This window comes from Aestuariivivens sp. NBU2969 (genome assembly GCF_019931125.1).
In the GTDB taxonomy this organism is placed as follows: domain Bacteria; phylum Bacteroidota; class Bacteroidia; order Flavobacteriales; family Flavobacteriaceae; genus Aestuariivivens; species Aestuariivivens marinum.
In genome coordinates, this window is the sequence record NZ_JAIOUU010000009.1 from 1 (window position 1) to 25,904 (window position 25,904).

Here is a 25,904-nt window from a genome sequence, read left to right on the forward strand (position 1 = left end):
CTCTTACCATTCCGAACAGAGAAGTTAAGCCCGTTAGCGCCGATGGTACTGCATCTGTGGGAGAGTAGGTCGTTGCCTTTTTTGGAAACCCTTCACTATTTTTAGTGAAGGGTTTTTTGTTTATATAAATTTGAAATGGATAGTTTTCTTGGGTTATTTTAAGTTAATTTTACAGGAAAAATCACTCATTAAAAATCCTAAAAGTCTAATTAGAGATTAGAAACTTCCAGTAATCTATTTATGGTTAGTGTATAAGAAAAGATTAGATAGAGGTTAGTCTTAATCTCTTAAAATACTTCTCGAGATTACAATCTTTTGAATTTCTGAAGTTCCTTCATAAATCTGGGTAATCTTAGCATCTCGCATTAAGCGTTCTACATGGTATTCCTTTACAAATCCGTTGCCACCATGGATTTGCACCGCTTCAACGGTGTGTTCCATGGCTACTTTTGAAGCATAAAGCTTAGCCACGGCACTTGATCTATCATAATTTTTTCCTAAATCTTTATCTTTCGCAGATTTCATCACCAATAATCTAGCTGCTTCTATTTCGGTATACATGTCAGCCAATTTGAAAGCAATAGCTTGATGATTACTAATCTCGGTTCCAAAAGCTTTTCTTTCCTTAGAATATTTTAAAGCCAATTCATAAGCGCCTTGTGCTATGCCCAAAGCTTGAGAGGCAATACCTATTCGTCCTCCAGATAATGTTTTCATGGCAAATCTAAATCCAGAGCCATTTGTACCAATTCTATTTTCTTTAGGAATCTTCACATCATTAAACTGTAAAGTGTGCGTATCGCTGCCTCGAATCCCCAATTTATCTTCCTTAGGGCCAATATGAAATCCATCTGTTCCACGTTCTACAATAAATGCGTTAATACCATGAGAACCTTTATCACGATCGGTTTGGGCTATTACAATATAAACATTAGCTCGGCCACCGTTAGTAATCCAGTTTTTAGTACCATTTAATATGTAGTGATCACCTTTGTCTAATGCAGTGGTTTTTTGGGAGGTTGCATCACTGCCTGCTTCAGGCTCACTTAAACAAAAAGCACCTAGATATTCACCAGTAGCTAGTTTTGTTAAATATTTTTGCTTTTGTTCTTCAGTGCCATAAGCTTCAAGTCCGTAACACACTAAAGAGTTGTTTACGGATACCATTACTGAAGCCGACGCATCGATCTTAGATAATTCTTCCATAATAAGAACATAGGAAATAGTATCCATTCCACTACCACCATATTTTGGATCTACCATAATGCCCATAAACCCAAGTTCCCCCATTTTTTTTACAAGTTCATCGGGAAAATGTTGTTTATTGTCACGGTCAATAACTCCAGGTAATAATTCTGTTTGGGCAAAATCCCTAGCTGCATCACGAATCATTAAATGTTCTTCCGAAAGATTAAAATTCATATGAATAATAATATTATTAATATATTAAAATATACTAGCAAATATAGTGTTATTATAAGATTTTTTCAATAAAAAACGCTAATTTTACTTAATATGATAAAAAATGAATATTATGTTATAGGGGTGATGTCTGGTACATCTTTAGATGGAATCGATTTGTTATATGCGAGGTTTAAGTATTGTGAAAACTGGGATTTCGATATTATTAGAGCTGAAACAATACATTACGATGAAGATTGGAATGGAAAATTGGAAAATTTGGTAAATCTAAGTATTGAAGAACTAAAATTAATTGATAAGGAATATACCCATTTATTGGCAAATGTTATAAACTCATTCATAGCAAGGTATAAGATTAAATGTATTGATGCCATCTGCTCACATGGTCATACGGCATATCATCAACCAGAAAATAAGTTAACCTACCAAATAGGCAATCAACCAATAATTTCAAAATTAGTGGGTCAAACCGTTGTTTGTGATTTTAGGATTCAAGATGTGGAATTAGGTGGGCAAGGGGCACCATTAGTGCCTATTGGGGATAAGCTTTTGTTTCCAGGTTACGATTTTTGCCTAAACCTAGGTGGTTTTGCAAATCTATCAGTAGATATAAATAACGAGCGAATAGCTTTCGATGTTTGCCCTGTTAACATCGTTTTAAATTATTATGTTAAAGAAATGGGATACGATTTTGATGATAAAGGAAAAATGGCATCGCAAGGGAAGCAAAACGATGAATTACTATCTAAATTGAATGATTTAGAATTTTACAGGAAATCATATCCCAAATCTTTAGGGTTAGAATGGGTAAAAATTTCTGTGATTCCATTAATAGATGAATTTGATCTGGAGCCCCCAGATATTTTAAACACACTTTGTGAACACATAGCAATACAAATTTCGAATGAGATAAATAAAATTAAGAAAGCATCAGTTTTAATAACTGGTGGCGGGACTTACAATGATTATTTAATCAATAGGATTAAAAGTTATTCGCAAAACGAAATTGAGGTTCCCTCAAAACAAATTATAGATTTTAAAGAAGCATTAATTTTTGCCCTACTTGGCATATTAAGGCTTAGAAAAGAAACCAATTGCTTGAAAAGTGTAACAGGAGCATCAAAAGATCATAGCTCGGGCAATATATTCTACCCTCATAAAATCTATATAAATTAATTAATAAAATTTTTAGTTTTCTATATTTGTTGTCTTAAATAATTCAAAACTTTTTTAGTATGACACAGCTTTAGCTACACATAGAATACCTATCGTGATTTGAAAATTAAAGCTGATAAATATTAATTAATACTAAGCATGAAAGAATTACTAAAAAAGTATGGAAATAAAGCCCCTGAAATTGTTTTTAATTGGAAAGACCCTGATACAGAAGCTGAAGGGTGGGTGGTTATAAATTCTTTACGGGGTGGAGCTGCTGGAGGAGGTACAAGAATGCGTGAGGGCTTGGATATGAACGAAGTATTGTCTCTTGCCAAAACCATGGAGATTAAATTTACTGTTTCGGGACCTCCAATTGGAGGTGCGAAATCCGGTATAAATTTCAATCCAAGGGATCCTCGAAAAAAAGGAGTGCTTGAACGATGGTATGCGGCGGTATCACCATTGTTAAAAAGTTATTATGGCACAGGTGGAGATTTAAATGTAGATGAAACTTATGAGGTTATACCTATAACAGAGGAGAGTGGGGTATGGCACCCCCAAGAAGGTGTCTTTAATGGGTATTTTAAGCCAACAGAAGCCGATAAAATTAATAGGATAGGACAATTGCGCCAAGGGGTCATAAAAGTAATTGAAAACCCACTTTATTCTCCCGATGTTTTGAAAAAATATACCGTAGCCGATATGATTACAGGTTTTGGGGTAGCCGAAGCTGTAAAGCAATATTATAATATTTATGGCGGTTCGGTAAAAGGTAAACGTGCTATTATTCAAGGATTTGGAAATGTTGGAGCGGCTGCAGCATTTTATTTATCTCAAATGGGAGCAAAAGTGGTAGGTATTATAGATATTGTTGGAGGCTTAATTAATGAAGATGGATTTACTTTTGAAGAGATAAGGAACTTGTTTCTTAAAAAAAAGGGTAATACTTTAGTTAGTGATAATTTAATTCCGTTTGAAGAAATAAATGAAAGGATTTGGTCCATTAAAACTGAAATTTTTGCACCTTGTGCAGCTTCTCGCTTAATTACGATTCATCAAATAGATGAAATGATAGATAGTGGCTTAGAAGTTATTTCCTGTGGTGCAAATGTGCCATTTGCAGACAAAGAGATTTTTTTCGGACCAATTATGGAGCATACGGATTATAGGGTTAGTTTAATACCAGATTTTATTTCTAACTGTGGAATGGCTCGTGTTTTTGCCTACTTTATGGAGCGTCGTGTGCAAATGACTGATGAGGCCATATTCAATGATACTTCAAATACAATTAAAGAAGCATTGGAAAAAGTATACCATAATAATAAATCTAAGCAGGGACTTAGTGAAACAGCTTTTGAAATAGCATTAAACCAATTAATTTAATATAAGATACATGGAAACAGCAATTATTTTAATATTCGCAATGGGGTATCTAGCGATTACCTTAGAACACAGTATAAAAATTGATAAACTGATTCCAGCCTTAATAATGATGGCCATTTGTTGGGCGTTAATTGCTTTTGGATTAGAAAGTTTTACTCAGTGGTTCGATTCTGGGAAACATGATTTACTTGATAGTTTTGGAAGCTTACCTTTAGAAGATGTAATAGATGGACAAGGGCATGTATCTCAGAAAGGTAAAATGCACATTATGGAAGAAACCCTGTTGCACCACTTAGGTAAAACGGCTGAAATTTTGGTGTTCCTTCTAGGTGCAATGACCATTGTGGAGATTATAGATTATTTTGATGGTTTTTCTACAATAAAGAATTTTATTAAGACTAAGAAAAAGACTAAAATATTATGGATATTTTCCATATTGGCATTTATTCTTTCGGCTATAATAGATAATCTTACAGCAACAATAGTATTAATTTCCATATTGCAAAAAATTGTTAAGGATAGAAGTGTAAGGTTATGGTATGCTGGTCTAATTATTATTGCAGCAAATGCAGGAGGTGCTTGGTCTCCTATTGGAGACGTTACAACCACCATGTTATGGATTGGTAATAAAGTAACTACTGGTCACTTAATAGGATATTTGTTACTGCCGTCATTTTTGTGTATGGCAGTGCCATCATTTATAGCTTCTTTTTTGCCTGCGTTTAAAGGTGATTTGGATATGGAAGATACTCAAGATAAGCCTAAGTCTAAGTTTAGTAGCACGATGCTGTATTTAGGATTAGGAGCAATTGTATTTGTGCCCATATTTAAAATGACAACACATTTGCCACCATATGTAGGGATGATGTTATCGTTGGGTGTGGTAGCTGTTTTTGCTGAAATTTACAGTAGCTCTAAATTTACTATGACAGAGTTTGGTGCAGAGGAAAGTGATGCGCATGCCCACCATAGTCCTGTACATTATTCGCTGTCTAAAATAGAATTGCCCAGTATCTTATTTTTCTTAGGCATATTAATGGCAGTGGCAGCTTTGGAGTCTTTGGGAATATTATTCAATTTTGCAGGAACTTTAGAGGATACTATGCCAATGCTTGGCACTGAAATAAATCGTGAAGGAGTTTCGGATATTGTGGTATTGTTATTAGGTGTTGGTTCCGCAGTAATAGATAATGTGCCGTTAGTAGCTGCCAGTTTAGGGATGTTCAATGAACCGATCGACAATGAGCTATGGCATTTTATAGCTTACTCAGCTGGAACAGGAGGCAGTATGCTTATCATTGGTTCTGCAGCAGGTGTAGTGGCTATGGGTATGGAAAAGATTGATTTTTTCTGGTATTTAAGGAAAATAGCTTGGTTAGCCTTGGTAGGCTTCTTAGTAGGTGCAGTGGCGTTTATGTTTACCAGAACCTTGTTTTAATTACAGGATATTAAGTTGAAAACAAAAGATTAGTTGATTATGGCTAATCTTTTGTTTTTTCAGAAGAATCTATGATCTAAATATCACTGATTTTTTTTTTTATTATACTTTAGCAAAAAAAGATACGTTATACAGTTGCAATAAAAATTTTAATTTATGCTAATTACATTATTACAAAATTCCCAAGAAGGTGAGGTTTTAACAGATATTGAGTCTGTTGAAAAAACATTATCAATTATTGAATTAATTAGTAGCGGAGGTGTTGCAGGTCAAGTTATAATTGCTGTTTTGTTCCTGTTGCTAATTTCGGCGACCTATATTTATTTTGAACGACTATTCGCCGTCAAAGCGGCTTCAAAGGTGGATGCCAATTTTATGAACCAGATAAAGGACTATGTGAGTAATGGCAAAATAGATTCCGCTCAGGTACTTTGTGCTCAGGTAAATTCTCCAGTTTCACGATTGATAGGAAAAGGGATTTCCAGAATAGGTAAGCCCTTGGCCGATATTAACACAGCTATCGAAAATGCAGGGCGTTTGGAAATTTATGGTTTGGAAAAAAACGTAAGTATTTTGGCAACCATTTCCGGAGCTGCACCTATGATAGGTTTCCTTGGTACGGTTATTGGAATGATTTTAGCAATATTTGAATTGGCTAATGCTGGTGGTACCATAGAAATGGATGTTTTGGCAGGTGGACTTTACACAGCAATGACAACTACGGTAGCTGGTTTAATAGTTGGTATTGTTGCTTATATTGCCTATAACCATTTGGTAGTTAGAACCGATAAAGTCGTGTATCAAATGGAAGCCAATTCGTTAGAATTCTTAGATCATTTAAACGAGCCAGCTTAATATGAATTTTAGAGGAAGAAATAAAGTTACACCAGAATTCAATATGTCGTCCATGACGGATATTGTATTCTTGTTACTCATCTTTTTTATGATTGCGTCAACCTTGGTTACTACCAATGCTATAGATATTCTGTTGCCTAAAGCTAGTGGAAAGACCGAGAATAAACGTTCGGTAGCGGTAAGTATAAAAAAAGATTTGACATACTATATAGATCAAAAAAGGGTAGGTGAAAGTATATTGGAAAATGAATTGCTAGCAAAACTCTCAGGTCAGGATAAACCTACTATTGTTTTAAGGGCAGAGAAATCAGTGCCTGTTGAAAATGTAGTCAAAGTAATGGATATCGCCAATAGAAACAAATTTAAAGTGATATTGGCAGTAAAACCTAAATGATGAAGTACTTCGAAACCAAGCATGAAAGGGATTCTGCAAAATTAACAGCATTAATTACTGTTATTATTTTGCTTATGTTATTTGTGGTTGGTACAAAGTACATGGATCCTCCAGAGGAATATGGTGTGGCTGTGAATTTTGGCAACACAGATTTTGGTCAGGGAAATATACAGCCTAAATTTCCTGTAAAATCGGAACCAAAAAATATACCAGAACCTCCACAGCCCGAGGTTACAAAATCACAACCGTCCTCCTCTTCGGAAACAAAAGAAGAGGTGCTTACCCAAGAAAATGAAGAAGCCTTAGCCATTAAAAAACAAAAAGAAGCAGAGGCTAGGGCTAAGGCCATCGCTGAGGCTGAAGCTAAAGCAGAAGCCGAACGCATTGCAAGGGAAAAAAGGGAACAGGAAGAAAAAAAGCGAAAGTTGGATGCTTTAATTGGAGGTGTTAGTAAATCTGAAGGAACAGAAACAGGAAGTGAAGGCAACGATAATAGAGCAGGTGACAAAGGCCAGTTGGACGGCGATCCTTATGCGCCAAGTTATTTTGGTGGTCAGGGTACAGGTAGCGGAGGCGTTGGTTATGGCTTAAATGGTCGTGGTCCTGCTACTTATAAAACATTGAAACAGGACTGTAACGAATCTGGTATGGTGATAGTAAAAATAGTTGTTAACCAAAGTGGAAACGTTATTGAGGCAATACCTGGTGTAAGAGGAACGACTAATACTGCACAATGTTTATTGGAACCGGCCAAAAAGATTGCTCTGTCCCACAAATGGCCTTCAGATTCTAAAGCACCCACAAGACAAATTGGTTTTGTAAGTGTTAATTTCAAATTAAGTCAGTAGTACATAATGACCTATCAAGAAACTGTCAATTGGATGTTTTCACAACTCCCAATGTACCAACGGCAGGGTAAAACGGCTTTTAGGAAAGATTTATCCAATACCTTAAAGTTTTCAAAGCACTTAAATTTTCCAGAAAATAAGTTTAAATCGGTTCATGTAGCAGGCACTAATGGCAAAGGTTCTACAAGTCATATGTTGGCTTCAGTTTTACAAGAAGCAGGTTATAGAGTAGGATTGTATACCTCTCCACATTTAAAGGATTTTAGGGAGCGTATTAAAATAAACGGAAAACCTGTGAGTAAAATGTTTGTTACAGGTTTTATTAAGCGTAATAAATCTTTTTTTAAAGCTAATCAATTATCTTTTTTTGAAATGACCGTTGGTATGGCTTTCGATTATTTTTTTGAGCAGCAGGTAGATATTGCCATTATTGAAGTTGGTATGGGTGGCCGCCTGGATTCTACCAATATCATTACACCAGAACTTTCGGTTATTACCAATATTGGATTGGACCACACGCTATTTTTAGGAGATACTTTAAAGGCCATAGCTTTTGAAAAAGGAGGAATTATAAAACCTAACGTGCCAGTAGTGATTGGTGAAACTCAAATGGAAACCAAACCTGTTTTTGAGGATTTAGCTAGAAATACTAATTCTAAGATTGTATTTGCCGATCAGGAACCCAATCAGGTTTTGGAAAGTGATTTAAAAGGCCCCTATCAGTTCAGAAACATAAAAACTGTGATACAAGCAGTAAAAGAGCTTAAAAGTATTGGCTATAGTATAACAGATGTCCAATTACAAAAGGGGCTTTTAAACGTGGTTAAAAACACCGGGTTAGTAGGGCGTTGGCAGGTGTTGAACGAAACCCCTAAAGTAGTTTGCGACACCGGTCATAATAGAGAAGGGTTGGTTTATACTATGCAGCAATTAAAAGAAGAGTCTTTTAATAAATTACATATTGTTTTTGGGGTTGTAAATGATAAAGATATAGATGCTATTTCAGACTTATTACCTAAAGATGCTATATATTATTTTTGTAAACCAGATATTCCAAGAGGAAAGGATGCTACAGAATTAAAATTGACTTTAAGTGAGTTTGGCATTAGGGGCGAGGCTTATAATTCAGTGATTGAGGCTTATAACAATGCTTTTAAAAATGCGTCTTCCAACGATTTTATTTTTGTTGGAGGGAGTACATTTGTAGTAGCAGAAATAATTTAATTTTTTTAATAAAAAAGTTTTGCTAATAGAAAAACTACTTTATATTTGCAGTCCAATTGCAAAGGGCGCGTAGCTCAGTTGGTTCAGAGCACTTGGTTTACACCCAAGGGGTCAGGGGTTCGAATCCCTTCGCGCCCACCTTCGCTCGCCAAAGTTTTCAAATCAAAGAAAACGAAGGCGAGTTTTTTATATCTTTACTTTTTGGAATAATATTGGGTCGTTAACTCAGTTGGTTCAGAGTGTTACCTTGACAGGGTAGAAGTCACTGGTTCGAATCCAGTACGACCCACATTTTCTTCTAAGATTTTCAGAGTTATCTTTTTATAAGAACGGTTAAACGTCCTACACTTACTTTTTAAGGTGTCTATTTTTTATTTATTAGAAAATGTGTTAATTTCATGTTGAATTGCTATTAACAAAAAGTAATGTTTTTTACTCAATCTATGCAACACACAGATATAAAAAGTAGATATAAAACAATATTTGAATCTTATGGAAATCCTTCGCTAGATGAACATATTAAAAAAATCATAGAGCTAGATTCCTTTTTACCATACAGTTCTACTTTTTTTTGTGTAACCAATACACAGGATTTAACGTTTGAATATGTTAGTAAGAATGTAAAGGCATGTTTGGGTATTGAAGCTCATGAAATGCAAAAAAAGGGTATGCGGTATTTTTGGAGTAGGATTCACCCCGATGATATTGATAAGTGGTTGAAGGTACTTAACGACTTAATGGAATTTACCCTATCTGAGGTTCCAGTTGCAAATCGACAACGAATGAACTATACTTGGAACTATAGGTTGAAGAATAGAAGTGGTGAATATGTAAACATTATACAAAATACTAGTCCTCTAGAGTTTGATGCCAATATGAAGCCCATAATTGGGTTAGCACATTATACTGTTTTGCATACCAAATTGACCTTACCTTTTACAGCATCTGCCAAATATTTAAACGTTAATAACGAATATGAGACATTATATTACAATAACTTTTCCCAAAAACTATTAATGGATGGCATTAGTAATAGGGAACGCGATATTGTTAGGTTGTTGGTGTTAAACCATAGTAGTAAGGACATCGCTAAAAAATTGAATATAAGTTCTAATACTGTTGACACACATAGGCGAAACATTCTTAAAAAACTAAATATTTCTTCTACAGGGGAACTAGTCGGACTTTTTAAATCAAATACTCATTGGAATTAAAATTTGTAAAATTACTCAATTTGAGTATTGTAAGATGTTTTTAAAAGTTAGAAATTTACATTGCTATTAATTTAGTTTTGGGAGAATTTATAAAAGTGTCTTTTCATGTAAATGAAATAGGCACTTTTTATTTTAATAAATAATATCTAAGACCCGTTCCAAAGCCATACCGCGAGAACCTTTTATTAGTATGGTAGCTTTATTCATTTCAGTCATGTTAAAATGGGTTTTAAAATCATCAAAAGAACTATACTGCCTTACTGTTTTTGAATTGGTTTTTGATTTGTAAAAGTTCTCCCCAACCAAAATGGTTTGGTTTATATTCAGCAATGCTGCTAAATCGGTAATGGTTTGGTGCTCCAGTTCGGCATAATCTCCCAATTCGAACATATCACCCAAAATCGCTATTTTACTACCTTCTTGTTTTTCCAAATTCAATAGGGCGGCACGCATACTAGTAGGGTTGGCGTTGTAAGCATCTAAAATGATTTTGCTTTTGCCTTTTTGAATGATTTGTGAACGATTGTTATTGGGGATGTAGTTTTCTATAGCCGATTTTATGCCGTTATCATCAATTTTAAAATAATGTCCTATGGCAATGGCAACTGCAATATTATTAAAGTTATAATCTCCAATAAGCTGACTGTTTATTTCTAAACCATTATAGCTTAGTTTTACAAGAGGATTGGCTCCTATAAAATTTATGGTAATATCTTGTTGTGAATTGCCAAAGCAATAAGTGTTAGCATGTTGGGTTTTTTCAACTTGAATGGGATCGTTGCTGTTAACGAAAATGGTTTTGCTATTGGTAATTAGATAATCGTATAGCTCACTTTTTCCTTTTATAACGCCTTCAACACCACCAAAACCTTCCAGATGTGCTTTTCCAAAATTAGTAATATAACCATAATCAGGTTGTGCAATGTTACACAGATACTCGATTTCTTTTTGATGGTTAGCCCCCATTTCAACTATACCTATTTCTGTATCTTGAGTCATTGACAACAAGGTTAAGGGAACGCCTATATGATTATTCAAATTCCCAATAGTAGCAGTTGTATTGTATTTTTGTGATAATACGGCATTAATCAATTCTTTAGTAGTTGTTTTGCCATTGCTTCCTGTTAAGGCAATGATGGGCAATTTTAAAAAAATTCTGTGATAGGAAGCTAGTGCCTGTAATGTCTCAAGAACATTATTTACAATAATAGTTTGGTTGTTTATTGCAAATTTCGGTTCGTCTATTATAGCATATTTGGCACCAAGTGTTAAGGCTTGTTCGGCGTATGTATTACCATTAAAATTTTCTCCTTTTAAGGCAAAAAACATATCATTTTTAACCATATTTCGTGTATCGGTATTAGCCTTGTTGCATTCTAAAAAAAGCTGATGTAGTTGTTCTATGTTCAATGTTTTTATAATAAGTAACGTTAGATTAAGAAACAACACTTCTACTGGTTTGATGTAGCATCCTGGTGTGACAGTTTCAAAAAAATAAATGTAATAAAAAAGCCCTAACCGAAGTTAGGACTTTTTAAATGTTTTTACCAAATATTTTTAGTTTTTGGTTTTATTTTTTCTTTTGGTTTTAGAGCCTACTCTAGACATGGCACATCTAAATCCTATATAGTCGGTAGCCATATCTTCAGGGTAATAGCGACGTTGAGCAGGGTCTAACCAATATTCCCTGTCTTTCCATGAGCCACCTTTATAAACCCTAACATTATCATTAATCAATGAGGTTCTATTGTTATCTTTGTCATGTTCTCTTATTAAATTCCCTAAAGAATCACGTTCTACACGATGTCTAGGTGAGTTGTACATCAACTTCGTGTCAGCTGAAGCATCGCCTTCCTCATCTTCATCAAAGCTTTCAAAAAATCTTGATGAGCGTTTATCACCATCCCTAAAGTTTATTTGATTACTCCTGTCAAAGTTGGTTCTTAGGTAGGTTTCATCTTCATCAACAGGAACTTGTAAAATCTCACCAGGTAAATTTCTGGCTACTAGTTTTCCAGTAGATAAGGTGTCATAAACAACATCTTCTGGCGTAACTACTTTAACCTGTCCTTCTTCATCAATAGCGTTTTTAGTATAAACATTACCTCTAAAATAGTTGAAGTCGTTAAATTCATCATCAACAATTGGTCGGTATACATCGGCTACCCATTCGGCAACATTACCAGCCATATCATATAAACCATAGTCGTTTGGATCGTAAGACTTAACTTCATTAGTAATATCGGCACCATCATCAGACCACCCAGCAATTCCGCCGTAATCACCTTTTCCTTGCTTGAAATTAGCTAATTGATCACCCCGTATTCTACGTTTTCCTGCACGGGTATATTGTCCGTCCCATGGATATTTTTTACGACCTCTATATACATTGTAGCTTCTAATTTCACTTAATCCAAGTGCTGCATATTCCCATTCTGCTTCTGTAGGAAGTCTATATTTTAAAGGAATGATTCCCGATTCCCTTTTAGCATAAATATTTACTGGGTTACCATCGGCATCTACTTGTGCATTTCTATTTCTTCCACTATCCGGATTGATGACTTCTTCGTTTCCACCATAGGTCATGGTTGGAGCATTAATGTAGGTATCAATATTAAATGTAGCATCTGCAGAAACATCTGTAAGGTGAGAGCCTCTTTTGGTATAGCCAGCTTTTTGTAAAGCCATTTCGCCGACACGGTCCGATCTCCAGTTAGCAAATTCAACCGCTTGAATCCAACTCACACCAACTACAGGGTATTCGGCATAGCCCGGGTGACGCAAATAGTTTTCGGTCATAATTTCATTAAAGCCCAATCGATTTCTCCATACCAATGTGTCTGGTAAGGCACCATGGTAAATGGCTCTAAAATTTTCATCTGTTGGTGGATAAACACGCTTAATCCAATCTAAATATTCTAGATACATTACATTGGTAACTTCTGTCTCATCCATGTAAAATGACTGTACGTGCTGTTGGTTGGGTGTGTTATTCCAATCGTGCATAACATCGTCTTGTACACGACCCATGGTAAAAGTACCCCCTTCAATAAAAACTAGACCTGGAGCAGTTTCTTGCTCTTCAAAACGAGTATTGTATTGAAAACCACCTTCACGGTCGTTGATTTGCCATCCTGTAGCTCTGGAAGTATTTTTAGAACTTGTTGACTTTTTACAGCTTATGGCCGCTAAAGACAACCCTAGTATTAGCAGAGTTTTGAATGTTACTACTTTTTTCATATCCATATCTTTAAGTAAGCTAATTTATATTTTGGTGCTGCAATATAAGAATTAAACCGAAGATTGCAAGCAATTTTTAGCATTTTGACCAAAAAAAAGTGTATTTCACCTTATTTTTTATGTATTTCATCGATGTTTTTCTTGTTTTTTGGTGTCGATTTGTCTTGTATTAACGTGTGTTTTACAAATTTATTATCGTATTTTTGAAGCGAAAGTAAAAATATTATATTTTTAATAATAACGCCATTTTATTAACGTTATTCTTGCAATGAAAGAGAAATTTTTAATTCTATTTTTGTTTTTTAACGCTTTAGCTTTTTCACAACAAAAACAGTTTACAATTAATTGGGAGGGTGTTCAAAAACTTTCAGCAGGTAATAACACCATCGAAATACCTTCTTTTAATAAAGGCAACTTTAGTTATGATTTTGAAACAGGTCTATTATTTGTTTCACAATGGGAAACCAGTTCACCTATTAATGAATCTTCCATTGTTTTGAGCAATGTAAGCTATAAGCCTATTTCTAAAAGTGATTTAAAAGACCTTGATTTAAATAAAATAACGAATAAACTAATTTATAGTTTGCATAATTCCTATGCTAGGAATAAGAAATATGCCTTTTTTCAGTTGTCGCCAATAATAAAGGATGGGAATGGCAATTATAAAAAAATCATTTCGTTTCAAATTGAATATAAAAGCGTTGAGGTTAACAGGGTAATTTCAAACAAAAGTTTTAAAAGGTCACGTAATATCACAAATTCGGTATTGAATTCTGGTGAGTGGTATCGTTTTTATGTTGATACTACGGGTGTTTATAGGTTGACAAAAAGTTTTTTGCAGCGCTTGGGCGTTAATGTTAATAATGTGGATCCCAGAACTATTAAGCTTTATGGTAATGGTGGCAGAATGATACCATATAGTAATGCGGTAAGCCAGCCATTTGATGTTATGGAGAATGCAATAAAGTTTATTGGACAAGATGATGGAGTATTCAATGATGAAGATTATATATTGTTTTATGCTGAAGGCCCAAAAGGCTTCGATGCTCAAAGTAATACCAATATTAATTGTTATACAGATAAGACCTATTATTATATTAATGTAAGTTCTGGTAATGGCAAACGCATTCAATCCATGGTTCAGCCAGATGCGGTTCCTAATATGACAATTGACACCTATCAAGATTATCAATTCCACGAAAAAGATGAGCATAATATTGCATCTTTGGGAAGACGTTGGTTTGGAGAGCAGTTTGATATTGAAAATGAAAAATCTTTTGAATTTAATTTTCCTGACCTAATAACTGGAGAGCCTATTCGGCTAAACGTTTATGTAGCTGCAGCCTCATCAGCTCCCAGTACCATGCAAGTAAGCGTGAATGGGAATGAGGTTACTACACTTAACATGGCGGGGGCTTCTGGAGCCAATTTGGCAAGTGCTGCACAGTATAATGGAGATGTTAATGTGGGGTCATCTAGTGTTGTTGTAAATTTAATCTATAACAATCAGGGAAACCCAAGTGCTTTGGGGTATTTAGATTACGTTTCAATTGAAGCAACTAGATCACTAAACTTCAACAATAAACAATTTCAGTTTAAAAACAGTAATGTGGTTTCTGCTTTAGGTATAGGGCAGTACAATATCTCGAATGCATCTCAAATCTCCGAGGTTTGGGAGGTTACAGATATATTTAATATTACAAGTTTTGAAAATGACGAATCTTCGCCTACTTTAAGTTTTAAATCTACTTTAGGCGTTTTAAAGACCTTTGTAGCTGTAACTCCACAAGATTATTTCGAACCAAAAGTAGATGAAACAACCACAGTTCCCAATCAAAATATTAAAGGAACGATATTCACCAATTCACAAGGAGAGTTTCAGGATGTTGATTATATTATAGTTGCTAGAAACGATATGTTGGGACAGGCCGAACGCTTGGCAAATATCAATATGGATAGATACGGTATTAATGCAAAAGCTATAGGGTTGAATGAAATTTATAATGAGTTCAGTACAGGAAACCCAGATATAGGGGCGATAAGAAATTTAGTGAAATATATTTATGATAATGCCAGTACTCCAGAAAAGAAGCTAAAATATTTATGTCTTTTTGGAGATGGTTCTTTCGATTATAAAGACCGTGTACAAAATAACACCAATGTTGTGCCATCTTGGTACTCTCTTAACAGCTTTAATCTTACCAGCTCTTACGTTTCTGATGATTTTTATGGGATGATGGATGATAACGAGGGAATGATGTCCAACGGTGATAAATTAGATATTGCTGTAGGACGCATACTGGCTGATACGCCACAACGTGCTAAGGACATGGTAGATAAAGTAGAGTTGTATTATGCTAAAGAGGCTTATGGCAGTTGGCGAAATAATTTTATTGCTGTTTCTGATGATGTCGATGAAGATTGGGAAGGCATTTTGCAACAGACCACTAATAGCTTAGGTGATATGGTCGCAGCTGAAAAGCCGTATATAAATGTTATTAAAATTCATAGTGATGCCTATAAACAGGAAGTTTCGGCTGGAGGAGAACGCTACCCCTTAGTAACCGAGGCTTTGGTTAATGGAATTGATAAAGGGGCTTTAGTAGTTAATTATTTTGGACATGGAGGTGAGGATGGTTTATCAGGAGAACGTATTTTTTTAAAGCCAAATATAGAAGATCTGCAAAACATTTGTAAGTTGAACTGTTTTGTAACAGTAACTTGTGAATTTACCAAGTTCGATAATCCCCTAAGGGAAACAGCAGGAGAGTTTACCTATTGGAACAAGGAAGCAGGAGCCATAGGGTTAATTACAACCACGAGGCAAGTATTTGTGATTTTCGGAACCAATTTCAATAATATTTTAGAACAGTATTTATTTTCGTTTAGTGATAATGATACTTATGCTGATTATGAATACCCATCGGCAGCAGAAGCATTACGATTAACCAAAAATGATCCTTCCATATCGAGTCAAAGTCAAAGGCGATTAGTGTTTTATATAGGCGATCCTGCCATGAAATTAACATTTCCGAAGCCAAACATCAGGCTAACAAAGATTAATGAGGTTCCTGTGGGTCAGTCAACAGATACCTTAAAGGCATTAAGTTATGTTAAACTGGCAGGAGAGGTAACAGATGTAAATGGGAATATACTGACCAATTATAACGGAACCCTTTCCACTACCATTTATGATAAGTTTATAGATAGGCAAACCCTAGCCAATGATGGTACTCGGGATTCTAATGGACAACTCATTAAGCTTGATTTCAATACATTGGGAGCTACCATATTTAGAGGACAAGCCTCAATACAAAGCGGACAGTTTGAATTTGATTTTGTGGTGCCAAGGGATGTTGGTATTCCTGTTGGTTATGGAAAACTGAGCTTTTATGCCAAAAATGAAACCTCGACCGAGGACCAAACGGGGGCCAGTATTAACGAGGTGAGAATAGGAGGATTAAACGAAAATGCAGAAGAAGATAACACAGGGCCAGTGATTACTTTGTACATGAATGATGAAAATTTTGTTTCAGGAGGTATTACAAACGAATCTCCTACATTGTTGGCAAAGTTGGAAGATTTAAACGGAATCAACACCGCTAGTGGTATCGGTCATGATATTGTTGCTATAATCGATGGCGATGAAACCAATCCTTATGTATTGAACGATTACTACCAAACCGAGGTAGATGACTACCAAAAGGGTGTGGTTAGCTTTCCGTTTCGGGATCTGGAACCTGGGTTGCACACCTTGACCCTAAAGGCATGGGATGTTTATAATAATAGCTCAATTGCTGAAATTCAGTTTATTGTTTTCGATAAAGACCAAGAATTAGTGATAAATAATGTGCTGAATTATCCCAATCCATTTGTAAATTACACAGAATTTTGGTTTAACCACAATAGTTCTGCACCTTTAGACGTTTCAATACAGATATTCACTGTGTCGGGAAAGTTGGTGAAGACGATTAACGGACAAACCAATGCGGGAACAAAAGTAACAAGCTCCCTGTCTCGGGATATGGTTTGGGATGGACGGGACGACTTTGGAGATAAAATAGGAAAAGGGGTTTATATATATAAACTCACGGTGAAATCGGAAGTATTGAATAAAAAAGTAGAAAAAATTGAAAAACTGGTCATTTTGTAATCCTAATTTAAGAAATGTGACCGATTATTTATGCAGGTTAAGGGTAAAGACAGAAACAGTTTAAAATAAAATTTATATTTGTTAACTAAACTAACTACATGAAGAATAGATTATTGTTTATAATGGCTTTTGCCATTTTGTTGAAATTAGAAGCGCAGAATAATACCATCCCATTTGAGGATGACTCTCGGGTAATAACAACAGGGATTCCTTTTTTACTAATTGCTTCAGATGCTAGAGCAGCAGGAATGGGAGATATGGGAGTGGCCACTTCAGTCGATGGATTTTCACAACAATGGAATTCCTCCAAATATGTATTTTCTGAATCCAAATCAGGTTTAGCTGTTAGCTACACGCCCTATTTAAGTAAATTGGTCAATGATATCTTTTTAGGAAATGTAACTTATTTTAATAGATTGGATGAACGTAGTGCTTTTGCAGCTAGTTTAAGGTATTTTTCTTTGGGGGATATTGAATTTGTTGATAATGAGTTTGATACGCCAAGAATTCAAAGGCCTAGTGAGCTTTCACTTGATGTATCCTATGCGTTAAGATTATCAGACCAGTTTGCTATGTCTGTAGCTATGCGCTATTTAAGATCAGATCTAAGGATACAGGGTGTTGATCAGGATGCTTCGGCAGCGAATACCTTTGGCGTGGATATCTCTGGTTATTATCAAAGTGAAGAAGAAGCTTATAACGATTTTAATGGTCGTTGGCGTATGGGGTTTGCTATTCAGAATGTTGGACCGAAATTCAAATATGATCAAGGTGGATTGGATAACTTTCAGCCTACCAATTTGCGTTTAGGTGCTGGATTTGATTTTATTTTCGATGAGTATAATAGAATAGCTGTTACTGCTGAGGTAGCCAAGCTTTTGGTGCCTACGCCACCCAGATACGGTTTTGTAGATTCAGATGATGATGGTGAATATGATAGAGGAAGTGAAGAAGTGGTTATCGTTGAGGGTAAAGATACTAATGTTAATTTCTTATCAGGTATTTTCCAATCATTTGGTGATGCTCCTGGAGGGTTTAGTGAAGAATTAAAGGAATTTACCTATGCTTTGGGTGCAGAGTATGTATACCAAGATTCTTTTGCCTTAAGAGCTGGGTACTTTAATGAAGCAGAAGAAAAAGGAGCTAGAAAGTTTTTTGCTTTGGGAGCAGGGTTTAAATATAATGTAGTGAATATAGATTTATCTTATCTTTTCTCTACATCAAAAGTACAAAGTCCATTGGAAGGTACGTTGCGTTTTTCATTGACGTTTAACATTGGTGCTGGAGAATACACTGAGTATTAGTAAAGCACACATTAGCTTCCCTATATAAAAAGACCATTGCGCAAACGGCAATGGTTTTTTGTTTAAATTAGTATCAGAATTCTACTTTTAGATATGAATGAAATAAAAATAGAATGCGTACTGCAAGCTTTTGAGGATTTGGAGCATTTGTCTAAGGATATCAAGGGTTTAATGAACCAAGCCATTGAAGCTCGGGAAAAGGCTTATGCGCCTTATTCAGATTTTAAGGTGGGGGCAGCACTATTGCTAGATAATGGTGAAGTTATTACAGGAAGCAATCAAGAAAATGCATCATACCCATCAGGGTTGTGCGCCGAGAGAACAGCAATCTATTATGCTGGAGCAAAGTTTCCTGAGTCTAAAGTTTTAAAAATGGCAATAACTGCAGCATCAAATAAAGTAAAAACCATAGTGCCTATACCGCCTTGCGGCGCTTGTAGGCAGGCCATTGCCGAATATGAGGTTAAACAAAAACAAGCCATTGAAATCTATTTCATGGGTGAGTCTGGAAAAGTGATAAAATCAAATTCATTGGAAAATTTATTACCCTTAGTTTTTAATAAATCGTTGCTCTAGCCTTAGGTGTCAATTATAAGATTTTAATGTTTGCCAATCACTACTCAAAATAATCAACCTTTTAGGTTTTGGAATTTATATTTTGTGTTCCATCAACTGTCTTTGGTTGTCATTTGCTTCACGTTCCATCTACTTTTCAATCCTATTTTTATAAATAAAAAACTGTCAAAAAGACAATCTTAATAGGAATTAAATAAATTTTTCAATATTTTATTAGTTTAATCATCATCCATTTTTCCAATATCCCACAAAATATTACTTTTGTAGCTCGCATAAATTAAACCCTATATAAGTAGATGCAAAAAATAACGAAAGAGGTTTACCTTAAGTGGTATGAAGATATGTTATTCTGGAGGAAGTTTGAAGACAAACTAGCTGCAGTTTATATTCAGCAAAAAGTTAGAGGATTCTTACATTTATACAACGGTCAAGAAGCGATATTAGCTGGTGCTTTGCATGCTATGGACTTGACTAAGGATAAAATGATAACGGCATACCGTAATCACGTACAGCCCATAGGGATGGGTGTGGATCCTAGACGTGTTATGGCAGAGCTTTATGGAAAAGGAACAGGTACATCACAAGGTTTAGGAGGGTCTATGCACATTTTCTCAAAAGAACATCGTTTTTATGGAGGTCATGGTATCGTTGGGGGGCAAATTCCTCTAGGAGCAGGTATAGCTTTTGGAGATAAGTACCATGGAAGTGATGCGGTGACTTTATGTTGTTTTGGTGATGGGGCGGCTAGGCAAGGGTCGTTACATGAAACCTTTAATTTGGCAATGCTTTGGAATTTACCTGTAGTATTCGTTTGTGAAAATAATGGTTATGCTATGGGGACATCGGTTGAACGAACAGCCAACCATGAAGATATATGGAAGTTAGGTTTAGGCTACGAAATGCCTTGTGGTCCTGTTGATGGGATGAATCCTGTAAAAGTGGCCGAAGCTTTCGACGAGGCCATACAGCGTGCACGTAAAGGAGGCGGACCAACATTTTTGGAGTTAAAAACTTACCGTTACAGAGGCCACTCTATGAGTGATGCGCAACACTACAGAACTAAGGCAGAAGTAGAAGAGTATAAAAAGATTGACCCAATTACTCAGGTTAAAGATCTTATACTTGAAAAGAAATATGCCACAGAAGCAGAAATAAAAGTTATTGATAAACGAGTGAAAGATAGGGTTGCTGAATGTGAGAAATTTGCTGAAGAATCACCTTGGCCAGAAAAGAATGTCATGTACGATGTGGTTTACGAGCAAGAAGATTATCCTTTTATTCAACATAAATTATAAACTATGGCAGTAGTAGTAAATATGCCGCGTTTAAGCGATACCATGGAAGAGGGAACCGTAGCGGCTTGGTTAAAAAAAGTAGGAGATAAAGTTGAAGAAGGCGACATTTTAGCTGAGATAGAAACCGATAAAGCGACTATGGAGTTTGAATCTTTTAACGAAGGTGTATTGCTTCATATTGGCGTTCAAGAAGGAGAAACAACCAAAGTCGATGAGTTGTTGGCCATAATTGGAGAAGAAGGCGAGGATATATCAGAATTATTAAATGGAGGAGGAAGCATTTCTGTTGAAACCAAAGAACAAGAACAGGATGATACTCTCACTTCGAACACTTCCGATAGCAATCGCGAAGGAGAGTCTAAAAATAAAGAAGCAAGTTCAGAATACTTACCGGAGGGTGTTGTTGTAGTAACCATGCCAAGGTTAAGTGATACCATGGAGGAAGGAACTGTTGCCAGTTGGTTGAAGAAAGTTGGTGATACTGTTGAAGAAGGTGATATTTTGGCAGAAATAGAAACCGACAAAGCTACTATGGAATTCGAATCTTTCCAATCGGGAATCTTATTAGAAGTAGGCTTACAGGAAGGCGAATCGGCCAAAGTGGATGCTTTGTTGGCTATTATTGGTCCTGCTGGCACTGATGTTACAGGCGTTTCAGCTAACTTTAAAGCACCAGCCAAAGCAACCAAAGAAAATGCGCCAAAAATTGAAGCAAAGGTTGAAGAACCAAAATCAGCATCAGTTGTCACTTCGAGCGCAGTCGAGAAGTCTTATGAACATACCCCAACCCCAGTAACAACAAATGGAAGGGTATTTGTTTCACCTTTGGCTAAAAAATTAGCGGAAGAAAAAGGTATTAACTTAACCCAAGTTAAAGGGTCTGGTGAACAGGGACGTATTGTTAAGCGTGATATAGAAAACTATATCCCTACCGCATCTATGGCTTCGGTGGGTAAATTTGTGCCAGCTGGGCAAGAGGATTTTGAGGATGTGCCTAATTCACAAATGCGTAAAGCTATTGCCAAGGCATTGACTAATTCTAAGTTTTCTGCGCCACACTATTATTTGGCTGTTGAATTTGATATGGACAATGCCATTGCATTTCGCCAACAATTCAACTCATTGCCGGATACTAAAATATCATTTAATGATATGGTAGTAAAGGCTTGTGCTTTAGCCTTAAAACAACATCCACAAGTGAATTCACAGTGGTTTGCTGATAAGATGCGTTTAAATAATCATGTGCATATTGGTGTGGCGGTTGCTGTACCAGATGGTTTGGTAGTGCCAGTTGTGCGTTTTACAAACGAACAAAGTCTACCACAAATAGGAGCAGCAGTTAAGGAGTTAGCTGGGAAAGCCAGAAATAAAAAATTAACGCCACAGGAAATGGAAGGTAGTACTTTTACGGTATCTAACTTAGGTATGTTTGGTATTGATTATTTCACATCAATTATCAATCAACCCAATTCTGCCATCCTATCAGTAGGAGCGATTGTTGAAAAACCAGTAGTTAAAAACGGTCAGGTTGTAGCTGGAAACACCATGAAATTAACATTGGCTTGCGACCACAGAACGGTTGATGGTGCAACTGGTGCTGAATTTCTCCAAACTTTAAGAGGTTATATCGAGAATCCGGTTACCATGCTGATTTAAAAATATAGTTCATTTCGAACTTAAATGAGAAATCTCATAAAATAAAAGCCCGTTTCAATTGAAGCGGGCTTTCGTTTTTTTTCTATTCTGAAGTTGTAGGATCGATTATAGCACAAACCGTACTGACTGACTGAACAGGAAACCCTCCCTGTTTGGCATGTTCTCTAACCATGTCCTCATTTGGTGCTATATAAACACAATAAATTTTGTTGTCGGTAACGTAACTGTGTACCCAGTTGATTTTTGGCCCTAAGTTTTCCAAAACACTACATGACGTTTTAGAAATGGCTTTTAATTGTTCTGCAGATAGTTTTCCTGCATCTGGAATTTCACGCTCAATAACATACTTTGGCATAATACATTGGTTTTATTTCCTACTCATAAGGCTTTTCGGTGACGCCCTGTTTTTTTACTGTGGTTTCTAGGCTCCACTTTAGTTGATTAAATGTAAACTAATATAGGTAAAATAATTTTTTAAGGGTAAAGTGTAAGCAGATTTAGGTTGAAGTTAATTACAATACACGTGTTTTTGTAGGTAGTTTGAAGGCAAAAGACCATAGTTGTCATAAAAACACTTGGTAAAATAGGTTGAATTATTAAATCCAGTTCTATGGGCTATTTCAGAAATATTACCTTTTTGATTGTATAATAATTCCAATGCCTTGTGTAACCTAAATGCCCTTATAAACTGATTTGGTGATTTTCCCGTGAGGCTTTTTAGATTTCTATTAAGTTGTGATTTGCTATAGCCAATAGACTTACTAAATGCAGTCACATCCAATGTAGGGTCGTTCCAATTTTTTTCAATAAATAGGATTAGTTTAGATAAAAACCGTTCTTCTTTAGGCTTTAATAGCCTAATATGTTCGTTATGTAAAAAATCATTTTTATTATTATTTTCATAAAGGTGTTTTACTCCAGAAGTTATAATAATATCTCCCTTTACATATTCGCATAATTTAATAGTGTGCGCTACAGCCTCCTTAAAAACATTACCCTCTAATAGGGTAGGTATTAAAGAGACACCTATTTTTAACTGTCTATAAGTAGGGTCGAAATTAGGTGTAATATAATTTAAATTGCCATAAATTTTTATAGCACAAAAGATGGTATCGTTGGTAGAATTGAATGAAACAATATAAGAGTTGTCTTTTAGTGAAAGTATGTTTCCGTTAAACTTTTCTATAATTTTTTGGGTACTGTTATGGAATTTTTGATGAAAAAGATCGAACTGATTGTCCTTTAGTCTGTGCAAGTAATCGCCCGTTTCCAGTACCATAATAATGTTTTGACTTGGCTTGGAATAAATAATTGCACTGGGCTCTGTATGACTATAGATGTTATTTGTCATGGGTTAAAGTGATTCTACAATATAGTGATTTTTAAGGAGATATGGCAGGAATTTTACATTGAAAAAGAATCGTTACCAATGAAAATAGAAGATAATAAAAATCAAATAACCTAAATATGAATTTCATATCTTTAAAATCAATAAAAAATTAATGCCAATGCATAAAATTTTTAGTCTTGTAATTTTATTATTGTCCTTAAGCTGTAAAGTAAGGGCACAGCATAATGAAACTATTATTACAAGTAATGAATTGGAAAGTATTGTAAGTTATTTGGCATCAGATGATTTAAAAGGCAGGGATACGGGAACCAATGGTATATACAAAGCAGCCGTATTTATAGAGGATTATTTTGAGAAGCAAAATATAAAACCCTATTTTAAAACGTATCGCGATCATTTTAAGGCAGATAGCCTTGATGCTTTCAATATTGTTGGGTTTATAGAAGGTCATGACCACAAGTTGAAAAATGAAATCATTATTTTGGGGGCACATTACGACCACATAGGTAAAGGTAGATTAAAAGAAAATGACTCGATAGCCAATGGGGCAAACGATAATGCTTCTGGTACTAGTGCCGTAATGAATATGGCTAAATATTTTTCGACTAAAAAAAGTAATAAGCGTAGTCTAATGTTTGCCCTATTTTCTGCTGAAGAAAGAGGGTTGCTAGGTTCCGATCATTTGGCCAAAAGATTAAAAAAAGAATCGACAGATATTTATACTGTTGTTAATTTTGAAATGTTAGGGCTGCCTATAGAAGGTTTTGATTTTATGGGCTATATAACGGGTTATGAGACTTCAAATATGGTCAAGTTTATTAATAATAATGTAGGTGATTCTAAATTTTTAGGCTTATATGAACTGTCTAAAGTATATGAGCTGTTTAAACGTTCCGATAATTATCCGTTTTATTTAGAATATAATATACCATCACAAACCATTTCAACATCCCATAACTATGAGCATTACCATCAGGTAGGTGATGAGGCTGATATTATGGACTATGTGCATATGGCCAATTTTATAAATAAGTTAATCCCTGCTATAGAAACTATGGCAAATACACCAACTAAAGTTATTAAGCTAAATGAGTAAACATGTTATTATAACAGGAACGAGTAGAGGTATAGGTTTTGAACTGGTAAAATTGTTTGCCCAAGCAGGACATCAAGTACTGGCATTATCTCGTAATGAAAAGTCCATAAAGGATTTAAAATTGGATAATGTGACCTGTTTTTCATTCGATTTAGGTGATGGTAATGCCTACAGTAAAGTTGAAAGCTTCATTAAAACCCATTGGCAGCAAGTAGATATTCTTATCAATAATGCGGGTTCATTGATAAACAAACCGTTTTCAGAATTGACTATGAGTGATTTTGAATCGGTATACAAAACCAATGTATTCGGCGTTGCCGAACTTACTAAAGTGACGTTGCCTTTTATGAAGAATAGGGGCCATGTCCTAACCATAAGTTCTATGGGAGGGGTTCAAGGTAGTGTCAAATTTCCGGGATTAGCAGCCTATAGCTCTAGCAAGGGAGCAGTAATTACATTAACCGAATTGTTGGCCGAAGAATATAAAGATTCTGGAATAAGCTTTAATGCTTTAGCTCTAGGGGCGGTACAAACCGAAATGCTTAAAGAAGCTTTTCCAGATTATAAAGCGCCAACTACAGCTATAGATATGGCGCATTATATTTTTGGTTTCTCATTAAACGGACATAAATACTACAATGGTAAATTGTTGCAGGTGTCTAATTCTACACCTTAGTTTAAAGGGAAAGAAAAACCTATTGCAGCGGCTCTACTAATTTGTTCAGCTGAGTTGTGGAGATAATAAGTTAAAGTTAAGTCGTATCTATGGTTTCGTCCAATAGCTATTCCTATTTCAACAGGAATATGCATAGATATAACATTAAAGTCTTTTTTGGTTTTAGGAATATATGTTAATAAAGAACCAAAAGTACCTCCAACACCTGTTTTTATATATGGAGCCACCCATGGTGTGGGAAGTTAAACCCTATTTTTTCATCTATCTAAAGGGCTTTAGAGGATACTTTGTATTGTTATAGATTTTTTGGTCTGGAATCTGAGTCTGTTGATGTTAGTATCAATCCAGTATAAGGACGCAAACCAATATTTATTAAAAGCAAAAACATATTCGCCTTGGGCATAAAACCTAGAACAAAAGATGTTAATATCTTCATAAGGAGTGGTTAAACATAAACCAATAGAAGCTTCAATAAATTCTCCTTTGCTAGGTTGGGTAAAGCTAAATAAATGATATGCTAAAGTTAAAAAGATGGTTAATGACGTATTCAAAAATGAAGCATACATAAGCAGATTTTTTGAATTTCAATATAACCCTTTTTTGTTTATAATGTCTGGCGGC

22 protein-coding genes and 2 tRNA genes are annotated in these 25,904 nt (G+C 35.3%); 17 read left to right on the forward strand and 7 right to left on the reverse strand.

What is annotated here, in order from left to right; genetic code table 11:
• Window positions 1-279: 279 nt before the first annotated feature.
• Window positions 280-1,422: an acyl-CoA dehydrogenase gene (locus tag K7G79_RS08090; protein WP_223550880.1), complete on the reverse strand. Its 1,143-nt coding sequence runs from the start codon at window positions 1,420-1,422 to the stop codon at window positions 280-282.
• A 93-nt stretch (window positions 1,423-1,515) separates the two neighbouring features.
• On the opposite strand from K7G79_RS08090, the gene K7G79_RS08095 reads away from it, so the two are divergent.
• From K7G79_RS08095 to K7G79_RS08140, 10 genes are all read left to right on the forward strand, one after another.
• On the forward strand, window positions 1,516-2,598 hold the full coding sequence (locus tag K7G79_RS08095) for an anhydro-N-acetylmuramic acid kinase (protein WP_223550882.1): 1,083 nt from the start codon (window positions 1,516-1,518) through the stop codon (window positions 2,596-2,598).
• A gap of 138 nt (window positions 2,599-2,736) precedes the next feature.
• Entirely contained in the window at window positions 2,737-3,963 is a 1,227-nt protein-coding gene (locus K7G79_RS08100; RefSeq protein WP_223550883.1) for a Glu/Leu/Phe/Val dehydrogenase dimerization domain-containing protein, read from the forward strand.
• Window positions 3,964-3,973: 10 nt separating this feature from the next.
• Complete coding sequence (nhaD, locus tag K7G79_RS08105; protein ID WP_223550885.1) at window positions 3,974-5,401, forward strand: sodium:proton antiporter NhaD; 1,428 nt, start codon at window positions 3,974-3,976, stop codon at window positions 5,399-5,401.
• A gap of 156 nt (window positions 5,402-5,557) precedes the next feature.
• On the forward strand, window positions 5,558-6,256 hold the full coding sequence (locus K7G79_RS08110) for a MotA/TolQ/ExbB proton channel family protein (protein WP_223550886.1): 699 nt from the start codon (window positions 5,558-5,560) through the stop codon (window positions 6,254-6,256).
• Between the two features lies 1 nt (window position 6,257).
• Complete coding sequence (locus K7G79_RS08115) at window positions 6,258-6,650, forward strand: biopolymer transporter ExbD (protein WP_223550888.1); 393 nt, start codon at window positions 6,258-6,260, stop codon at window positions 6,648-6,650.
• Window positions 6,650-7,498 carry an energy transducer TonB gene (locus K7G79_RS08120; RefSeq protein WP_223551072.1) on the forward strand — a complete coding sequence of 283 codons (849 nt, stop codon included), beginning with the start codon at window positions 6,650-6,652 and terminating at the stop codon, window positions 7,496-7,498. The genes K7G79_RS08115 and K7G79_RS08120 overlap by 1 nt, the downstream gene beginning before the upstream one ends.
• A gap of 6 nt (window positions 7,499-7,504) precedes the next feature.
• Entirely contained in the window at window positions 7,505-8,722 is a 1,218-nt protein-coding gene (locus tag K7G79_RS08125) for a folylpolyglutamate synthase/dihydrofolate synthase family protein (RefSeq protein ID WP_223550890.1), read from the forward strand.
• A 63-nt stretch (window positions 8,723-8,785) separates the two neighbouring features.
• Window positions 8,786-8,860 (forward strand) — tRNA-Val (locus tag K7G79_RS08130).
• A 76-nt stretch (window positions 8,861-8,936) separates the two neighbouring features.
• Window positions 8,937-9,011, forward strand: a tRNA-Val gene (locus K7G79_RS08135).
• Window positions 9,012-9,165: 154 nt separating this feature from the next.
• Window positions 9,166-9,936, forward strand: coding sequence for a LuxR C-terminal-related transcriptional regulator (locus K7G79_RS08140; RefSeq protein WP_223550892.1), 771 nt, complete (start codon window positions 9,166-9,168; stop codon window positions 9,934-9,936).
• A gap of 132 nt (window positions 9,937-10,068) precedes the next feature.
• Here the strand turns inward: K7G79_RS08140 and murF are convergent, their stop codons facing one another.
• Together murF and gldJ are read right to left on the reverse strand one after the other, a co-directional pair.
• A complete protein-coding gene (murF, locus tag K7G79_RS08145) occupies window positions 10,069-11,346 on the reverse strand; it encodes a UDP-N-acetylmuramoyl-tripeptide--D-alanyl-D-alanine ligase (protein ID WP_223550894.1) in 1,278 nt (425 codons plus the stop codon).
• Between the two features lie 147 nt (window positions 11,347-11,493).
• Window positions 11,494-13,182 carry a gliding motility lipoprotein GldJ gene (gene gldJ / locus K7G79_RS08150; RefSeq protein WP_223550895.1) on the reverse strand — a complete coding sequence of 563 codons (1,689 nt, stop codon included), beginning with the start codon at window positions 13,180-13,182 and terminating at the stop codon, window positions 11,494-11,496.
• A gap of 262 nt (window positions 13,183-13,444) precedes the next feature.
• Between gldJ and porU the strand changes: the two genes are divergently transcribed.
• From porU to K7G79_RS08175, 5 genes are all read left to right on the forward strand, one after another.
• On the forward strand, window positions 13,445-17,329 hold the full coding sequence (gene porU / locus K7G79_RS08155; protein ID WP_223550897.1) for a type IX secretion system sortase PorU: 3,885 nt from the start codon (window positions 13,445-13,447) through the stop codon (window positions 17,327-17,329).
• A 98-nt stretch (window positions 17,330-17,427) separates the two neighbouring features.
• The gene (porV, locus tag K7G79_RS08160; protein WP_223550899.1) at window positions 17,428-18,633 is read left to right on the forward strand and encodes a type IX secretion system outer membrane channel protein PorV; all 1,206 of its coding nucleotides are present in this window, start codon (window positions 17,428-17,430) and stop codon (window positions 18,631-18,633) included.
• A 93-nt stretch (window positions 18,634-18,726) separates the two neighbouring features.
• Window positions 18,727-19,209, forward strand: coding sequence for a cytidine deaminase (gene cdd, locus K7G79_RS08165; RefSeq protein WP_223550900.1), 483 nt, complete (start codon window positions 18,727-18,729; stop codon window positions 19,207-19,209).
• A gap of 296 nt (window positions 19,210-19,505) precedes the next feature.
• Window positions 19,506-20,504, forward strand: coding sequence for a pyruvate dehydrogenase (acetyl-transferring) E1 component subunit alpha (pdhA, locus tag K7G79_RS08170; protein ID WP_223550902.1), 999 nt, complete (start codon window positions 19,506-19,508; stop codon window positions 20,502-20,504).
• 3 nt (window positions 20,505-20,507) lie between these two features.
• A complete protein-coding gene (locus K7G79_RS08175) occupies window positions 20,508-22,160 on the forward strand; it encodes a pyruvate dehydrogenase complex dihydrolipoamide acetyltransferase (protein ID WP_223550903.1) in 1,653 nt (550 codons plus the stop codon).
• A gap of 82 nt (window positions 22,161-22,242) precedes the next feature.
• Here the strand turns inward: K7G79_RS08175 and K7G79_RS08180 are convergent, their stop codons facing one another.
• Window positions 22,243-22,515, reverse strand: a complete 273-nt coding sequence (locus tag K7G79_RS08180; protein ID WP_223550905.1) for a DUF4242 domain-containing protein — start codon at window positions 22,513-22,515, stop codon at window positions 22,243-22,245.
• A gap of 153 nt (window positions 22,516-22,668) precedes the next feature.
• Entirely contained in the window at window positions 22,669-23,511 is an 843-nt protein-coding gene (locus tag K7G79_RS08185) for an AraC family transcriptional regulator (protein ID WP_223550906.1), read from the reverse strand.
• Between the two features lie 157 nt (window positions 23,512-23,668).
• On the opposite strand from K7G79_RS08185, the gene K7G79_RS08190 reads away from it, so the two are divergent.
• Together K7G79_RS08190 and K7G79_RS08195 are read left to right on the forward strand one after the other, a co-directional pair.
• Complete coding sequence (locus tag K7G79_RS08190) at window positions 23,669-24,607, forward strand: M28 family peptidase (RefSeq protein WP_223550908.1); 939 nt, start codon at window positions 23,669-23,671, stop codon at window positions 24,605-24,607.
• Window positions 24,600-25,283 carry an SDR family oxidoreductase gene (locus K7G79_RS08195; RefSeq protein WP_223550910.1) on the forward strand — a complete coding sequence of 228 codons (684 nt, stop codon included), beginning with the start codon at window positions 24,600-24,602 and terminating at the stop codon, window positions 25,281-25,283. The genes K7G79_RS08190 and K7G79_RS08195 overlap by 8 nt, the downstream gene beginning before the upstream one ends.
• Here K7G79_RS08195 and K7G79_RS08200 read toward each other — a convergent pair.
• Together K7G79_RS08200 and K7G79_RS08205 are read right to left on the reverse strand one after the other, a co-directional pair.
• The gene (locus K7G79_RS08200) at window positions 25,280-25,510 is read right to left on the reverse strand and encodes a hypothetical protein (protein ID WP_223550911.1); all 231 of its coding nucleotides are present in this window, start codon (window positions 25,508-25,510) and stop codon (window positions 25,280-25,282) included. The genes K7G79_RS08195 and K7G79_RS08200 overlap by 4 nt on opposite strands.
• 48 nt (window positions 25,511-25,558) lie before the next feature.
• Window positions 25,559-25,849, reverse strand: a complete 291-nt coding sequence (locus tag K7G79_RS08205) for a hypothetical protein (protein ID WP_223550913.1) — start codon at window positions 25,847-25,849, stop codon at window positions 25,559-25,561.
• Between the last annotated feature and the right edge of the window lie 55 nt (window positions 25,850-25,904).

Excerpts from the sequence above, each read along its gene's own strand:
- gldJ (WP_223550895.1), bottom strand. The coding sequence starts at position 13,182 with ATGGATATGAAAAAAGTAGTAACATTCAAAACTCTGCTAATACTAGGG.
- K7G79_RS08195 (WP_223550910.1), top strand. The coding sequence starts at position 24,600 with ATGAGTAAACATGTTATTATAACAGGAACGAGTAGAGGTATAGGTTTT.
- K7G79_RS08090 (WP_223550880.1), bottom strand. The coding sequence starts at position 1,422 with ATGAATTTTAATCTTTCGGAAGAACATTTAATGATTCGTGATGCAGCT.
- pdhA (WP_223550902.1), top strand. The coding sequence starts at position 19,506 with ATGCAAAAAATAACGAAAGAGGTTTACCTTAAGTGGTATGAAGATATG.
- porU (WP_223550897.1), top strand. The coding sequence starts at position 13,445 with ATGAAAGAGAAATTTTTAATTCTATTTTTGTTTTTTAACGCTTTAGCT.
- K7G79_RS08125 (WP_223550890.1), top strand. The coding sequence starts at position 7,505 with ATGACCTATCAAGAAACTGTCAATTGGATGTTTTCACAACTCCCAATG.
- K7G79_RS08180 (WP_223550905.1), bottom strand. The coding sequence starts at position 22,515 with ATGCCAAAGTATGTTATTGAGCGTGAAATTCCAGATGCAGGAAAACTA.
- K7G79_RS08110 (WP_223550886.1), top strand. The coding sequence starts at position 5,558 with ATGCTAATTACATTATTACAAAATTCCCAAGAAGGTGAGGTTTTAACA.
- porV (WP_223550899.1), top strand. The coding sequence starts at position 17,428 with ATGAAGAATAGATTATTGTTTATAATGGCTTTTGCCATTTTGTTGAAA.
- K7G79_RS08190 (WP_223550908.1), top strand. The coding sequence starts at position 23,669 with ATGCATAAAATTTTTAGTCTTGTAATTTTATTATTGTCCTTAAGCTGT.
- nhaD (WP_223550885.1), top strand. The coding sequence starts at position 3,974 with ATGGAAACAGCAATTATTTTAATATTCGCAATGGGGTATCTAGCGATT.
- cdd (WP_223550900.1), top strand. The coding sequence starts at position 18,727 with ATGAATGAAATAAAAATAGAATGCGTACTGCAAGCTTTTGAGGATTTG.
- K7G79_RS08100 (WP_223550883.1), top strand. The coding sequence starts at position 2,737 with ATGAAAGAATTACTAAAAAAGTATGGAAATAAAGCCCCTGAAATTGTT.
- K7G79_RS08115 (WP_223550888.1), top strand. The coding sequence starts at position 6,258 with ATGAATTTTAGAGGAAGAAATAAAGTTACACCAGAATTCAATATGTCG.
- K7G79_RS08095 (WP_223550882.1), top strand. The coding sequence starts at position 1,516 with ATGATAAAAAATGAATATTATGTTATAGGGGTGATGTCTGGTACATCT.
- K7G79_RS08120 (WP_223551072.1), top strand. The coding sequence starts at position 6,650 with ATGAAGTACTTCGAAACCAAGCATGAAAGGGATTCTGCAAAATTAACA.
- K7G79_RS08185 (WP_223550906.1), bottom strand. The coding sequence starts at position 23,511 with ATGACAAATAACATCTATAGTCATACAGAGCCCAGTGCAATTATTTAT.
- K7G79_RS08205 (WP_223550913.1), bottom strand. The coding sequence starts at position 25,849 with ATGTATGCTTCATTTTTGAATACGTCATTAACCATCTTTTTAACTTTA.
- K7G79_RS08175 (WP_223550903.1), top strand. The coding sequence starts at position 20,508 with ATGGCAGTAGTAGTAAATATGCCGCGTTTAAGCGATACCATGGAAGAG.
- K7G79_RS08140 (WP_223550892.1), top strand. The coding sequence starts at position 9,166 with ATGCAACACACAGATATAAAAAGTAGATATAAAACAATATTTGAATCT.